Genomic DNA, 14021 nt, shown 5'->3' with positions numbered 1-14021 from the left:
CCATGCCTCTTCTCGAAATCAAGAACCTTACCGTGTCCTTCGATACCGCCGCCGGACCGTTCATGGCGGTGCAAGGCATCGACCTGTCGATCGAGCCGCGCGAGGTGCTGGCGATCGTCGGCGAATCCGGCTCCGGCAAATCGGTGGCGATGCTGGCGGTGATGGGGCTGTTGCCGAACACGGCGACGGTGAAGGCCGACCGCATGGCCTTCGACGGCGTCGATCTGCTCGAGCTCAGTCCGTCCGAGCGCCGCAAGATCGTCGGCAAGGACATCTCAATGATCTTCCAGGAACCGATCGCCAGCCTCAATCCGTGCTTCACCGCCGGCTTCCAGATCGAGGAGGTGCTGCGCTTCCATATGGGCATGGACCGCGCCCAGCGTCGGGCCCGTGCCATCGAGCTGATGAAGCTGGTCGGCATTGCCGATCCGGAAGAGCGGCTGAACTCGTTCCCGCACCAGATGTCGGGCGGCCAGTGCCAGCGCGTCATGATCGCCATCGCCATCGCCTGCAATCCGAAGCTGCTGATCGCCGACGAGCCGACCACCGCGCTCGACGTCACCATCCAGAAGCAGATCCTCGATCTTTTGGTCGGCCTGCAGGCCAAATACGGCATGGGCCTGATCATGATCACCCACAATATGGGCGTCGTGGCCGAGACCGCCGACCGCGTCATCGTCCAGTACAAGGGCCGCAAGATGGAGGAGGCCGACGTTCTGTCGCTGTTCGAGCAGCCGAAGAGCAACTACACGCGCGCGCTTCTGTCGGCGCTGCCGGAAAACGCCGTCGGCGATCGGCTGCCGACCATTTCCGACATGCTGTTCGAACCGGCCCCCTCTGCTGCGGGAAACGGGCCTGCCGCGGCAACCCAGCCGGCAATGGGAGCCGCGCCATGAGTGCGACGGTTCTCGAAGGCAAGAACATCGTGCGCGACTACCATGTCGGCGGCGGCCTTTTTCGCCCCTCGCGTACGGTGCATGCGGTCAAGGGCGTCTCGTTCAGTGTCGACAAGGGCAAGACGCTGGCCATCGTCGGCGAAAGCGGCTGCGGCAAGTCAACGCTCGCCCGCATAATCACCCTGATCGATCCCGCGACGGCAGGCGAGCTCTTCATCGACGGCAACAAGGTCGACATCGCCAGGGATGGGCTGACGAAGGAGATGCGCCGCAAGGTGCAGATCGTGTTCCAGAACCCCTATGGTTCGCTCAATCCGCGCCAGAAGATCGGCGATGTGCTGGGCGAGCCGCTGCTCATCAACACCGACACGCCGGCCGACGAACGGCGCGATCTCGCCATGAAGATGCTGAAGAAGGTCGGCCTTGGACCGGAGCATTACAACCGTTACCCGCACATGTTCTCGGGCGGCCAGCGCCAGCGCATCGCCATTGCCAGGGCTCTGATGCTCAATCCGAGCCTTTTGGTGCTCGACGAGCCGGTCTCTGCGCTCGATCTGTCGGTGCAGGCGCAGGTGCTCAATCTGCTTGCCGACCTGCAGGACGAGTTCAAGCTGACCTATGTCTTCATCAGCCACGACCTATCGGTGGTGCGCTACATCGCCGACGACGTGATGGTCATGTATTACGGCGAGGCCGTCGAATATGGTTCGCGCGACGAGGTATTTGCCGACCCCAAGCACAGCTACACCAAGACGCTGTTTGCGGCGACGCCGCGCGCCGACGTCGCCAGCATCAAGGCGAGGCTGGCGAAGAAGAAGGCCGCCTGACGCCGCAATTGCGGTACCCACTCATGCTGGGTTCAGGGCGCCGGCTGATCAAAGGCTACAGCGACACCCCTGCCCGCGCCCAATCCAAGTTCCTTCGCGTGCTGTCGGCGCTCGATCTGCTCAAGGGCCGCAAGGGCCGGGAGGATGCCGCCGACTGGATCAGGCGCGTGCGCGTAGCGGCGTTGAACACGAGAGGGGGCGACATGCTCGACGGCACGGGTGCCGCTTGCGTGACTCGAACACGCGACGGCGTCGCATTCCTGCCGGTCTGATCACCGAAGCCATTTGCATTGCGTTGCTGTCGGCTATCGGTTTCGGTCGCCGGGCTTTTCGCGATACCTACGGAATGCAGTGCTTCTCGACGTCACGTGCCGTGAACTCTGCTGCTCGTCGCCACGCTTCGTCGGTATCTCCCCGGTAAGTCAGGTATCGATCGCAGACAGGTTTGTTGTTGCTCAAATCCAGCACTGCAAACTTCACCCAGCCGACCAGCGTGCTCATCTTGTGCATCTGACCGATCAGGAGATATTTCGCGCTGGCTGTTCTTGCCTGTTTCGAAAGATCGACAAGGCCGGGGTCCTTGATGGTGCACTGTTCTGCCTGACAGGGTAACGCGACGAGCTTGATCTTCTCCGAAAGGCCATCCTGCAACGCTACCCCAAATGCCTTCAGTCGCGCTTCGTGTTCGGCGGTCTGGTCCCTTACTTCGCCTGACGTATCCCTGAACTCGAAATCCGCGACGGCGAGGGTCGCTGGCTCGACGACATCGGCAAAAGCGGCCGACGCAAGTAGACCAGCGCCCATCAGGATCAGGAAAAATTGTCCACACTCAAAAAGTCGAAATCGAACTTCCGCACTTTGCACCTTGAGCATCTCGTTTCTCCGAGGTTAGGACGATAACCATCCCAAAGACGGTGCCGATTTGTCTCTTCGCGCTGTTGGAAAACGCGGAAGCAGGCGCAGACTACCCGGTTGCGTCGCAACGTCAATTTTCCGCCCGCTACTGGGTGGACTCCACCTTCGCGACGACGAGCTTGCCCTGGGTGCGCGAGATTTCGAGTGCCTGGCCGGCCCCTGTCAACGCGCCCGGGACCGAGATTACCATCGCCTGGCCCTCGGTGAGCGTCGCGACGAAGCGTACGGGCAAACTTTCTTCGCCCGCCGCCATCGTGGTGACCACCCGGTAGCCGTCATCCGCCTCCGTGTAGTAGACGACCCCGTGAAAGTTGCCGAGATCGACGGTCCCACCCTGACGGGCGGTGAGTTCGCCGGCGGAAGCGGAACTTGCCACGACGCAAAGCGCTGCAAGAGCTGTGTATCTGAACATGGTGTTTCTCTCCATTTGGCATTGTCGTTCGGGTGGATGGTCGCCTGCGGCTGCGTCCCAAAAAATCACGCGGCAAGCTGATCCTCACGGGCAGCCGCGATCATCACACTTGCGAGCAACCCGTAGGCTGCCTCCCAAGCCTCGCGGACAGCCGGCGTAAATGCCGTGCCGAGGCCGGCCGCCAGCGTCTCGATGAGCGCTTGCCCGACGATCGGGTAATGACGCTCCTCGACGCCGTAGGTCACGTGACGCTTGGCGAGCACGCGCACCGTCGGGAGGATGGTGTCGGCACGGTCCAGCCCGTGCACGACGAAGCCCAGGCTCGCCATCAGCTTGGCGCCTTGCTTGGTCATGTCTCTCACCGGAAACAGCGCGCGAAGATCCGCGTCGATGGCGAACAGGCGTTCATAGAACAACGCCGCGGCGGCCACGCGGATCGGGACGACTTCGCGAAAACTGTCCTGGACAAGTCTGATTTGGTCGGGTGTCATCGGCGACGCTCCTGCGTTCCTGGCTTGGGGGTGACCATCGCCCCAAAGCGTTTCGCGTGCATGTCGCCTGCGCGTAGATGTGTTTCAGTTGTGTCTCAATTAGTTTCAGTTCGCGCTCATTTGGCTTCTTTTTCTGTAGATGCGTGCTGAAGGTGTCACATGCGCCGGGCTCATCTCGTCGGCAAGGACATGGTCATAGCTGAAAACATGGGCGCGCCTCGCCAGCTTGGAACCGCATCGGCAGTTGGTCATTATATCGGGGAGCCGGCGGCTCCTCCCTATACCTCCCTTCGGATGGAGAAATCATGCTGCGGATACTCATTGCTTCGTCTGTTCTTCTTGCCTTCGGTGCGCCCTCGCTCGCGCAGGACAGCAGCGTCGAGAGCGAAACAGGCCGCATTGCGGTCGAGACCTTTGCCGAAGGGCTCGAACATCCCTGGGGCGCGACCTACCTGCCCGACGGCGCGTTGCTGGTCACCGAGCGTCCGGGGCGCCTGCGGCTCGTCTCGACCGACGGTGCCGTTTCCGATCCGATCGACGGTGTGCCGGACGTCCTCGCCGGCGGACAAGGCGGCCTGCTGGATGTGGCGCTCGATCCGGACTTTGCCAACAACCGGACGGTTTATCTCTCCTACTCGGAGGAACGGGGCGGCGGGGCGGCCACGTCCGTCGGCCGTGGACGTCTGGACGAGAACGGCAGCGCGCTCTCGAACTTCGATGTGATCTTCCGGCAGGAACCGGCCGTCTCCGGCCGGAACCACTACGGCTCCCGCCTGGTATTCGCGCCGGACGGCAAGCTCTTCGTCACGCTCGGCGAGCGCTTCAAGATGCGGCAGGCGCAGGACCCGAACAATCATCTCGGGACGATCGTCCGCATCAATCCCGATGGTTCTGTGCCTGACGACAATCCTTTCGTCGGCAAGGACGGCGCCGACGAGATCTGGTCCTACGGCCATCGCAATGTGCAAAGTGCTGCGCTCCATCCCGAAACCGGCGTGCTCTGGACGGCGGAAATGGGACCGCTCGGCGGCGACGAGCTGAACATTCCGGAAGCAGGCAGGAATTACGGCTGGCCCGTGGTCAGCTGGGGCCGCCACTATTCGGGCGAACGCATCCCCGATCCGTCGACGAGGCCGGAGTTTGCCGGCTCCATCCATAGCTGGACGCCCGTCATCTCGCCTTCCGGCATGACCTTCTACACCGGCGACATGTTTGCCGATTGGCGAGGCGACCTCCTGATTGGCGGACTGTCGGCGGAGGGCATCGTTCGCGTCAGGATTGACGGAAAGCAGGTCGCCGGCGAGGAAGTCCTTGCTCTCGGCAGGCGTATCCGAGACGTGGTGCAGGCTCCCGACGGCGCGGTGATGGCGTTGACCGACGAGCCAGCCGGAAGGATATTGCGACTGTCACCGGCAGCGTCGCAGTGACCCCATGCCGCGCGACAGACGTGATTTTCTGAAACGTTGGGGCTGATCGCGCTGTGACATCCAAAGTCTTGGAGGCCGGCTCTATCTAAGTGATCGAGTTAAGGACGGTCGTCACGGAATACTTCAGACACGACGTGGGCAACTTTCGTAGAGCAGCGCCAAATTAAAAGCAAAATCATTACCATCGAGAGCACGGAAACAGAGAATAGCGAAAAGAATCCTAGTACAGCTAGAAAAGGATCCGATGCTATCGTCAGTCTTGTCTCGTCCGAAAACAATTTTGAATACGATATTTTCGTTCTAATAGAGTCCATGTTGAAAAATAAGATGACGATCGCGCACGTAAATACAATTAAGAAGATGGCGACGGAAAGCGTGCGCTCTAATTTATTACCGTCACTGTACAAGATCGGTTTCGCCATGGGTCAGCCCGGATATCCAACTGCATGTTCCGTGTAGTCGAAACAGCCTGCACGCCGAGATAAAACGCCAGAAAGTCCTGCCACCGGCCGTGATGTAGACACCGGTTCCGGCGCGCTGGGTCTTGACGAGGCCGATCACCGAACGGGGACCCGGGCGCTCACGGTAGCGACGCCATCGGAGATTAGATGGCGAACCATTTCACAGAGGCCTGATGAAACTGTCGATTGCTTCTGGCCGCATTGACCGTGTGGGATAACCAACAACGTGACGGCGTGCCGGAAACGTCGAAGCCAAGTGAAGTTCGACCCAAAAGCAAATGGCGCTCACTCAAATTGCGGAAAAAGGTCCAAGGGTTCGGTAACCAGACGCAACGATAGCACAAATTCGAATAAGCGAAGTTTCTAATTGTTCAGAATCGCCCGGTAGCGTCCGGCCAAAGACAAAAGACAAGAAGGGTGCATTTTGGGGTATCGGGCGTGAAGGGCAAAGCCATTACAATGATCGGCATCGCCGCGGTGTTCGGCGCGGCCTCGATCTTTGCCGCCGATCTCTGGATTAAGAGCGAAGCAAACGCTCGTGCCGGAGGGATTTCGCTCGCAGTTCCGACACCCGCGCCGCCGGCGATGCAGTTTCAGACGATCGTCGTCGCCAGGGCGCCGCTGCGCTTCGGCATGGCGCTAGAGCGGACGCAACTGGCGGAAATTCCGTGGCCGCAGGATTCGCTTCCGCAGGGCGCCTTCACGACGATCAACGAAGCTTTGGCCGAGGGAAGTCGTGTCGTGCTTTCACCCCTAGAGATCAACGAGCCGCTTTTGCTTGCAAAACTGTCGGGTCCCAATGGGCGCGCGACGCTGTCGAACCTGCTTTCGCCCGGCATGCGGGCGGTGACAATCCGCACCGACGAAATAGCCGGCGTCGGCGGCTTCGTTATGCCCGGCGACCATGTCGACGTGGTGCTGACGCGCGACGCCGGCGCCATCACCGAAGTCGCGAAAAATGCCGAAGGCGCGGCCGGTTCGACGCTGACCAGCGAGATCGTGGTCGAGAGCGCCAAGGTGCTGACCGTCGGCCAGGGCGCCGACGAGCGGCAGATCAGTCCGCAGATCGCTAATTCTGTGACCATCGAGGTCAATGCCGAGGGCGCGCAGAAGGTGGCGCTGGCCCGCACGGTGGGCACGCTGTCGCTGTCGCTGCGCGCCTCAAGCGAAGGCGGTGGTTCGACAGACGGTTTGACGACCATCTCTTCATTCGGCGGCTCGGTGGCGGCCGGCGCGTCGGATGCTGCGGGCGCAGTCATCGAGGCGATCGCCGCAGAGGGGCCGGAAGCGCAAAAATTCAAGACCGTGATCGTGACGCGCGGCACCAACCCGCAATCCTATCAGGTTGTTGCGCCGGACAAGTGACACGACACCGGCAGGGGTGCCGGATTTTTGGGGACAGGCAATGTTTGGGTGGGTGGGCAATTTGTGTCGGAGCGGCGCGCATGCTGCCGGAATAGCCTTGCTGGCGATCTCGTTTGCGGCGGGACACTTTCTGGTTGGCGTTGGAAACGCTGAGGCCGGCAACGGCGTGGTTTACATTACCTCGACCAAAAACATGTCGATCAAGCTCGCCAGGGGAAAGCCCAGAACGATCAAGACCGATGTGCCGTTCTACGAGATCGTCATCGGCGATCCAGAGATCGCCAACGTCAAGCCGCTGACGGACCGCTCCTTCTACCTGCTCGGCAGTAATCTCGGCACCACGGGCATCGCTCTCTTCGACGAAAACAAGAAACTGGTCGGTACGATGGACATCGAGGTGACGCTCGACACCGACCGTTTGGCCAGCACCATCCGCGACAGCGTGCCGGGGGCCAACATAAAGGTTAGCTCGGCGAATGGCCGGCTTGTTCTGTCTGGCTCAGCCGAAGATGCGTTGGCGGCTGATAAGGCGACTCGGATCGCCACCAATTTTTCGGGCGAAGAAACGGTCATCAACTCGGTCAATATTTCCTCGTCGCAGCAGGTTCAGCTGAATGTGCGCTTCGTCGAAATCAATCGGCAGGTGGGACAGGAACTCGGCACCAAAATCGGCGTGACATACATCGGCAGCAATGGCGGCGTCTCATTCAACTCCACTCCTTCGGTTTCTAAGGCGGCTCCCGCGGCACAGATCATCGGCGGCCTTCTCTCCAACGGCGTGTCAATCGATGTCGCCATCAAGGCTCTGGAAGACCGCGGTGTCGCGCGACGTCTTGCCGAACCGAACCTGATTGCGCGCTCGGGTGAAAAAGCGAGCTTCCTGGCGGGCGGCGAGTTTCCGATCCCAGTCTCGGAAGAGGACGGCAATATCTCAGTCGAATACAAAAAGTTCGGCGTCAGTCTTGACTTCACACCGACCGTGCTCAGCGACGGCCTGATCGCTCTCGACATCGAGCCGGAGGTCTCCTCGATCGATAGATCGGCTTCCTACAATATCGGCAACATCTCCATCCCGGGTTTCGTGGTGCGGCGCGCGCACACGTCGATCGATCTGAAAAGCGGTCAGAGTTTCATGATGGCGGGCTTGCTGCAAAGCGAGAACGACATGGTTCAGCAGCGCGTTCCAGGTCTGGGCAAGTTGCCGGTGCTCGGCCCGCTGTTCAGTTCCAGAGCGTATCAGCGGCGCGAAACGGACCTGGTCATCATCGTCACGCCGTACCTCGTTAAGCCGATGGACCCATCGAAGAAGCCGCTGACGCCGGCTGACGGCACCTTGCCGGCAAGCAATGTCGATTATTTTCTGGGCAATGTGGAGGAGGTGAAAACCGCCGACGCCGCCCACAATGGCGGGACCGCAACCGACGCTGCCGCTCCAGCCACAAAAGTCGGCCACTTCCTCGATCTCCCAAGGGAATGAGCATGCGAACGCTTTCAATGATCGGCGCCGTCGCAATGCTTGCCTCTGCCAGCGGTTGTGCCACCGAGGAGACGATGCGTCTCGACGGGCTGACCCAAGGCGCGGGCAATGCGATGGCGGCCAACACCGTGATGCAGATGGTCGATCCGTGGCCTGAGGGCGTCGAACGCACCCGGCTTCGGGTGCCAGCAAACCGCGGCGCCCAGCCAAGCGCGGCCCCGAAAGCGGTCGAGGAAAAAGCATCGCAACCCACGGCCGGTTACTGATCAGGCCACCAAACGCGCGGGCGAGAAGAATGGCAAATCCCGGAAAAACCAAGCGGATCGTGCTTGTTTCCACCGACAAGAGCTTTGTGCAGAAAACGAGGACGGCGTTCGCCTCGTCGGAGGGGGTTGCGCTTGTTACGGTCGAGAAGAACGTCACCGAGTTACGCGGCGAAATCCAGGAGGCTGATTGCAGCGCGGTGATCGTCGACATGGATGCGGCCAAGCTCAACGAGATCGAGGCGCTGCAGCGCATTACGCGGCGGCTCGAGAGGCGCGCTGCAATCATCGTTGTGACTCAGGAATTCAATGCGTCCGCCGCGCGCATCCTGGTTCAGCTTCAGGTCGCCGATTTTCTGGTCAAGCCGCTGACCACCGCCGATCTTGTTCGCTCCTGCGTTCGCGCGCTTGAGGGACCGGGGCGCGAAGAGAACACTGAGTCGCAAATCTACACGTTCATGCCCGCCGCCGGGGGGGTAGGCACCACCACGCTGACGCTGCAAACCGCGTTCCAGCTCCACCATTCGGTAACGCGCGGATCGTCGACCTGCGTAGTCGATCTCAATTTCCAGCAAGGCTCATGCGCCGAATATCTCGACCTCGAGCCACGCTTCGACATCAACGAAATCGATAATCAGCCGGAACGCCTTGACCGCCAGCTTCTTGACGTGATGCTCTCGAAACATGCGAGCGGTCTCTGCGTGCTGGCTGCGCCTGCGCGGCCAGCGGAGATGCGCACGTTCAACGCCGACGTGGTTGTCCGCATGCTGGACCTCGTCTCCGCCTATTTCGACAATGTCGTCATCGACATGCCGCGCACGTGGTTTCCCTGGACGGAGACCGTGCTGCTGGGCTCAAACAAGCTCTACATCGTCGCCGAAATGACCGTGCCGTGCCTGCGCCATACGCAGCGGCTGATCCAGGCCGTTTATGAGACGGTGGGCAAGGAGGTGAAGCCAAACGTCATTGTCAACCGCTTCGAACAACGCCTGTTCGAAAGCGGCATCAAGCGGGCCGACGTCCAGGCATTCCTCGGCGAGCATTTCGTCGGCGGCATCTCGAACAATTACAAGCTGGTGCGCGAGGCCGTCGATCGCGGCGTTCCGCTGCACGAGATCGACCCCAACGCGAATGTCGTCAACGATCTCAGGCGAATAGTCCTGCCTGATGAAGTCGTGGCGGAAACGCGGAAAAAGCGTTCACTGTTCGGGCTCGGCAAAAGTCTTTTGAGGAGAGCCGGGTGATCAGCCGATTTTCGACGCTCCAGAAACGCGATGCCACGCCGGAAAGCCGGCAGGAGCAGGCGCCAATCCAGCATCGGCCGGTCGTCATCCCGACGACACGCAAGCCGGCACCGCCGAAACCCGAGGTGGGACCGGCAAAGCCCACGAAGGTCCTCGACGCCAGAATGCGCATTCACCGCATGCTGATCGAAGAGATCAACCTCGTAGCGCTCGAGCGCCTGCCGCGCGACGAGATGCGGCGGCAGGTGCATGATTTCGTCTCCGAGAAGGCGCGCGGCGAACGGCTTGCGGTCAATGTCGCCGAACTCGACGCGCTGGTGGATGACATCGTCGACGAAATGGTCGGCCTCGGCCCGCTCGAGCCGTTGCTGAAAGACCCAGCCATCAACGACATCCTGATCAACGGCCATCGCAGTTGCTTCGTCGAGCGGCATGGCAAGCTCGAGCAGGTGCATATTCCGTTCAAGGACGAAGCTCACCTCATACGCATCATCAACAAGATCGTTGCGGCCGTAGGCCGCCGCGTCGATGAATCCCAGCCGATGGTCGACGCGCGCATGCTCGACGGCTCACGCTTCAATGCCGCCATCCGACCGGTCGGTGTCGACGGGCCGCTGGTATCCATCCGCAAATTCTCCAAGAATAAGCTCGGTCTGCATAAGCTCGTTGAATTTGGTGCGGTCACGCAGAACATGGCCGAGGTCCTTGCCGCCGCAGTCCATGCCCGCAAGACGACGATTATTTCCGGCGGCACCGGCACCGGCAAGACGACGATGCTGAACGCGCTGTCGGCCTTCATCCCCGAAGACGAGCGCCTGATCACCATCGAAGACGCGGCCGAACTGCAATTGCAGCAGCCGCATGTGGCGCGCATGGAGACGAGGCCGGCCAATATCGAAGGTCACGGCGAACTCAAGCAGCGCGATCTGGTCAAAAACGCGCTGCGCATGCGGCCGGACCGCGTCATCCTCGGCGAGTGCCGCGGAGAGGAAGCCTTCGACATGCTTCAGGCGATGAACACCGGCCACGAAGGCTCGATGGCGACCATTCATGCCAACACGCCGCGCGACGCGATTTCCCGTCTCGAACAGATGCTCGGCATGACCGGAATGCCGATGACCGTGCAGTCGATCCGCAGCCAGATCGCAAGCGCGCTCGACATCATCGTGCAGCTTACCCGGCTTTCCGACGGCAAGCGCAAGGTCACGAGCGTCGCCGAAGTGACCGGGATGGAAGGCGACGTGATCCAGATGCAGGAGATATTTCGCTTCGTGCGCACCGGCATAGAGGCGGACGGGACGATCCTTGGCCACTTCGAGGCGACGGGCCTGCGCCCGCGCTTCCTCGAAGACCTGAAGGCGATGGGCATCGAATTTCCTGGGCGATATTTCGAGCCTGGCAGACAGCAGGAATAATCAATGCTCGAGGGATTCAGCGCCATCTATGTGATTTATGCCGGCGCCGGTCTGACCGGCATCATGATCGCCGAAGCGTTTTACCTGCTTTACGCCGGGCACCGGGATCGCCGCATGGCGATCAATCGGCGAATGAAGCTGCAGGAGAAAAAGCTCAGCCAAGAGCAGGTGCTGATCCAACTGCGCAAAGAGCGTGGGATGGAAGGCGGTGCTTCGATGCTTTCGCTCGACCGGATTCGGGAGCTGCGGATCCAGTCCGGCATGGTCCTACCACTGCCGAAATTTCTGCTGATCACGTCGGGTCTGGCGCTTGGCCTCTGCCTGTTTGCCGTTTCCTACGGCCTGCCGCTGATCATTGCACTGGCAGTGCTTCCGGTCATGTGTTTGGTCTTCCCGATCATGACCCTGCGGGTCCTGCGCAAGCGGCGGCACAAGATGTTCGGAATGCAGCTTCCAGAAGCTCTGGAACTCATCACGCGAAGCCTCAAGGCAGGGCATCCGGTTCCGGTGGCGATCTCGATGGTGGCACGTGAAATGGCCGATCCGATCGGCACCGAATTCGGCGTGATCGTCGACGAAGTGACCTATGGCTCCGACCTGGTTTCCGCGCTGCATTCGCTGTTCGAGCGCGTCGGACACGAGGACCTGCCACTGTTCGTCACCGCTGTGTCGATCCAGAGCAGCTCAGGCGGCAATCTGCGCGAAATCCTGGATGGTCTGTCGTCGATCATCCGCGAGCGCGGAAAGCTGCGGCGCAAAGTGCGAGCAATCTCGACCGAGGGCCGCATGTCGGCCTACATCCTGACCGCCGTACCGGCGCTGCTGATGGTCGGCATCATGGTCATGATGCCGCAATTCTACGAGAGCGTCTGGGGCGAGCCGATGACTTGGTATCTGTTGGGCGGCTCGATCTCATGGCTAATGCTGGGCAACGCCATGATGTTCAAGATGTCGAACTTCAAATTCTGACATGGAAACCCTGATCGGTCTCCTTGCCTCCCTTCGCCCGACGTCGCTGGCGCTTTTGCTGCTCGCCGTGGGAGGAGGAGCGATCCTCTGGCAATGGAGTACCGCGCGTGGAGGACGCGGCGACTTGAAGCGCCGGCTCAAGGTCGAAGTCTCAGAGGTTGCGGAGGCACCCAAGCCGACCGCCGCGCCGAAACGGAACGCCAGCGCCGTCCGCGACAAGGCGATGAAAACCGCCCATGAATTCTACGCCAAAAGCGATCCGGAAAACGTTGCGCGGCTGCGGATGAAACTCATCCAGGCTGGTCACATGGATCCAGGCGCGGTCGGCAGTTTTTTTGTCATCCGCTTTGTCGGCTTCCTGGCTGGAGCCGTTGTTGCGTTTCTGGTCGTCCGCTGGTTTGGCGGTGAATCGGCAGTTCCGAGCCGCTGGACTTTTATCATCATGTCCGGTGGCGCCGGTTATTTTCTGCCGGGTCTTGTATTGACCTCGCAGGTCCGTACGAAAATGCGGGAATACCGCAATGGCTTTCCCGATTTCATGGACCTGATGATCGTCTGCGCGGACGCCGGCATGAGCATGGAGGCCGGGATCGAGCGGGTGTCGAAAGAGCTCTTTATCACTTATCCCTCGCTCAGCCAGAACCTTCAGCTTGTCTCGCTCGAACTCAGGGCGGGGCGCAGCCTTGACGATGCGCTGAAATCGTTGGCTGATCGCCTGAGCCTCGACGAGGTACGCTCCTTCGCCACGCTGCTTCAGCAATCGAAGGAGCTTGGCACCAGCCTTTCGGGCGCGCTTCGGGTTTATTCGGACGAAATGCGTCACAAGCGCATGTCGATAGCTGAGGAAAAGGCGCACGCGCTGCCGGCAAAGATGTCGGTGCCGGTTACGGTCTGCATCCTGCCAGTCGTGCTGATGATCGCCATCATCCCGATCATCGTGAAAATGACGGCAGGCGACTGATCCGCTCCAGTCGATAGTTAATCCAATATGTTCGGCTTTCCTAATATTTGCTCGAAACCCGCCACCGAAGCTTAAGCCGAGCCCGCTATTATGCTTGATGAGACGGCCCGCCAAGCGGCCGGATGGGGCAGATTATGGGGCAATCGAAATTCGCCGCGTTGGCTGCGGTCGCAGTCGTGACGATTGTGACGGGATGCACGACGAGCAGCGTCGACGTCACCGAGACCACGTCGATCGCTCCGGCGACGACCGACATCAGCAGGGCTGATCTCGTATCTGGCAAGACGCAGTTCCGCGAAGCCAATTATGGGTTGGCGGAAAAGCACTTCCGCAAGGCGGTGGAACTTCGGTCCGACAATGCCGAGGCATGGCTGGGACTTGCCGCCTCCTACGACCAGCTCGGCCGCTTCGATTTTGCCGACCGCGCTTACGATCAGCTTGTTGTGGTTGCCGGCCGCCGGGCCCACATCGTCAACAATATGGGGTATTCGCAATTGTTGCGCGGCAACAAGAAAAAAGCCCGCGAATTGCTTCTGGAGGCCAAGGCAGGAATGACCGATACCTCGTTGGTCGATGCCAACCTCGCACTGATGAACAAGCCGTAGCAGCGTTCGAACCGTCGCCGGATCCAACGAATTGCAGTTGGCTTACAGACCGCCGCGGGGTCCACCGTGAATAATTGTAGAAGCCTGGCTAGATCGGTTCTGGAGCGAAATGGTGGCGTAGAACGGATCTGGCATGTTGTTCAGCGCCAGAACTTACCCTTCTAAACTGGAATTGGTCACGAGGGGTGCTGGCGATCACCCATTTCGAATGTTTATTTTTCAATAGAATTAGCGACGGGTAACCGTTCCGCGCTGTGCACAGTCGAGCGATACCTGCATCCGCTCGCTGAGAG

At 60.6% G+C, this 14021-nt stretch carries 14 protein-coding genes and 1 pseudogene; 12 read left to right on the top strand and 3 right to left on the bottom strand.

Annotated features, from left to right (window positions below):
• Positions 1–2: 2 nt before the first annotated feature.
• The 3 genes and pseudogenes from AC0NIE_RS00995 to AC0NIE_RS00985 form a co-directional block, all read left to right on the top strand.
• A complete protein-coding gene (locus AC0NIE_RS00995) occupies positions 3–896 on the top strand; it encodes an ABC transporter ATP-binding protein (RefSeq protein WP_473484005.1) in 894 nt (297 codons plus the stop codon).
• On the top strand, positions 893–1723 hold the full coding sequence (locus AC0NIE_RS00990; protein WP_473484003.1) for a dipeptide ABC transporter ATP-binding protein: 831 nt from the start codon (positions 893–895) through the stop codon (positions 1721–1723). The genes AC0NIE_RS00995 and AC0NIE_RS00990 overlap by 4 nt, the downstream gene beginning before the upstream one ends.
• A 38-nt stretch (positions 1724–1761) precedes the next feature.
• Positions 1762–1995, top strand: a pseudogene (locus AC0NIE_RS00985) (hypothetical protein); the annotation flags it as partial.
• Between the two features lie 67 nt (positions 1996–2062).
• Here AC0NIE_RS00985 and AC0NIE_RS00980 read toward each other — a convergent pair.
• From AC0NIE_RS00980 to AC0NIE_RS00970, 3 genes are all read right to left on the bottom strand, one after another.
• A complete protein-coding gene (locus AC0NIE_RS00980) occupies positions 2063–2596 on the bottom strand; it encodes a DUF2380 domain-containing protein (protein ID WP_473484001.1) in 534 nt (177 codons plus the stop codon).
• A gap of 127 nt (positions 2597–2723) precedes the next feature.
• On the bottom strand, positions 2724–3050 hold the full coding sequence (locus tag AC0NIE_RS00975; RefSeq protein WP_473483999.1) for a hypothetical protein: 327 nt from the start codon (positions 3048–3050) through the stop codon (positions 2724–2726).
• A gap of 65 nt (positions 3051–3115) precedes the next feature.
• Positions 3116–3541, bottom strand: a complete 426-nt coding sequence (locus tag AC0NIE_RS00970; protein WP_473483997.1) for a globin family protein — start codon at positions 3539–3541, stop codon at positions 3116–3118.
• 305 nt (positions 3542–3846) lie between these two features.
• Between AC0NIE_RS00970 and AC0NIE_RS00965 the strand changes: the two genes are divergently transcribed.
• The 9 genes from AC0NIE_RS00965 to AC0NIE_RS00925 all read left to right on the top strand — a co-directional run bounded on the left by AC0NIE_RS00965 (position 3847) and on the right by AC0NIE_RS00925 (position 13728).
• The gene (locus AC0NIE_RS00965) at positions 3847–4968 is read left to right on the top strand and encodes a PQQ-dependent sugar dehydrogenase (RefSeq protein WP_473483995.1); all 1122 of its coding nucleotides are present in this window, start codon (positions 3847–3849) and stop codon (positions 4966–4968) included.
• Positions 4969–5867: 899 nt separating this feature from the next.
• Positions 5868–6794, top strand: a complete 927-nt coding sequence (gene cpaB / locus AC0NIE_RS00960; protein ID WP_473483993.1) for a Flp pilus assembly protein CpaB — start codon at positions 5868–5870, stop codon at positions 6792–6794.
• Between the two features lie 40 nt (positions 6795–6834).
• A complete protein-coding gene (locus tag AC0NIE_RS00955; RefSeq protein WP_473483991.1) occupies positions 6835–8271 on the top strand; it encodes a type II and III secretion system protein family protein in 1437 nt (478 codons plus the stop codon).
• A 17-nt stretch (positions 8272–8288) separates the two neighbouring features.
• On the top strand, positions 8289–8537 hold the full coding sequence (locus tag AC0NIE_RS00950; RefSeq protein ID WP_473483989.1) for a hypothetical protein: 249 nt from the start codon (positions 8289–8291) through the stop codon (positions 8535–8537).
• Positions 8538–8566: 29 nt separating this feature from the next.
• Positions 8567–9778 carry a CpaE/TadZ family protein gene (locus AC0NIE_RS00945; RefSeq protein ID WP_473483986.1) on the top strand — a complete coding sequence of 404 codons (1212 nt, stop codon included), beginning with the start codon at positions 8567–8569 and terminating at the stop codon, positions 9776–9778.
• Positions 9775–11193, top strand: a complete 1419-nt coding sequence (locus tag AC0NIE_RS00940; protein ID WP_473483984.1) for a CpaF family protein — start codon at positions 9775–9777, stop codon at positions 11191–11193. Before AC0NIE_RS00945 ends, AC0NIE_RS00940 begins: the two co-directional genes overlap by 4 nt.
• 3 nt (positions 11194–11196) lie before the next feature.
• On the top strand, positions 11197–12162 hold the full coding sequence (locus AC0NIE_RS00935; RefSeq protein ID WP_473483982.1) for a type II secretion system F family protein: 966 nt from the start codon (positions 11197–11199) through the stop codon (positions 12160–12162).
• Position 12163: 1 nt separating this feature from the next.
• A complete protein-coding gene (locus AC0NIE_RS00930) occupies positions 12164–13123 on the top strand; it encodes a type II secretion system F family protein (protein WP_473483980.1) in 960 nt (319 codons plus the stop codon).
• A gap of 134 nt (positions 13124–13257) precedes the next feature.
• Complete coding sequence (locus AC0NIE_RS00925; RefSeq protein WP_473483977.1) at positions 13258–13728, top strand: tetratricopeptide repeat protein; 471 nt, start codon at positions 13258–13260, stop codon at positions 13726–13728.
• Positions 13729–14021 lie beyond the last annotated feature (293 nt).

This window comes from Mesorhizobium sp. WSM4842 (assembly GCF_055901575.1).
Note: the sequence above shows the minus strand (reverse complement) of the source record. Positions and strands in the feature narration are given on the sequence as shown.

Bases quoted from the DNA above. Each gene is read 5' to 3' on its own strand.
- AC0NIE_RS00955 (WP_473483991.1), top strand. From the start codon at position 6,835: ATGTTTGGGTGGGTGGGCAATTTGTGTCGGAGCGGCGCGCATGCTGCC.
- AC0NIE_RS00995 (WP_473484005.1), top strand. From the start codon at position 3: ATGCCTCTTCTCGAAATCAAGAACCTTACCGTGTCCTTCGATACCGCC.
- AC0NIE_RS00950 (WP_473483989.1), top strand. From the start codon at position 8,289: ATGATCGGCGCCGTCGCAATGCTTGCCTCTGCCAGCGGTTGTGCCACC.
- AC0NIE_RS00965 (WP_473483995.1), top strand. From the start codon at position 3,847: ATGCTGCGGATACTCATTGCTTCGTCTGTTCTTCTTGCCTTCGGTGCG.
- AC0NIE_RS00980 (WP_473484001.1), bottom strand. From the start codon at position 2,596: ATGCTCAAGGTGCAAAGTGCGGAAGTTCGATTTCGACTTTTTGAGTGT.
- AC0NIE_RS00925 (WP_473483977.1), top strand. From the start codon at position 13,258: ATGGGGCAATCGAAATTCGCCGCGTTGGCTGCGGTCGCAGTCGTGACG.
- AC0NIE_RS00970 (WP_473483997.1), bottom strand. From the start codon at position 3,541: ATGACACCCGACCAAATCAGACTTGTCCAGGACAGTTTTCGCGAAGTC.
- AC0NIE_RS00990 (WP_473484003.1), top strand. From the start codon at position 893: ATGAGTGCGACGGTTCTCGAAGGCAAGAACATCGTGCGCGACTACCAT.
- AC0NIE_RS00930 (WP_473483980.1), top strand. From the start codon at position 12,164: ATGGAAACCCTGATCGGTCTCCTTGCCTCCCTTCGCCCGACGTCGCTG.
- AC0NIE_RS00975 (WP_473483999.1), bottom strand. From the start codon at position 3,050: ATGTTCAGATACACAGCTCTTGCAGCGCTTTGCGTCGTGGCAAGTTCC.
- AC0NIE_RS00945 (WP_473483986.1), top strand. From the start codon at position 8,567: ATGGCAAATCCCGGAAAAACCAAGCGGATCGTGCTTGTTTCCACCGAC.
- AC0NIE_RS00935 (WP_473483982.1), top strand. From the start codon at position 11,197: ATGCTCGAGGGATTCAGCGCCATCTATGTGATTTATGCCGGCGCCGGT.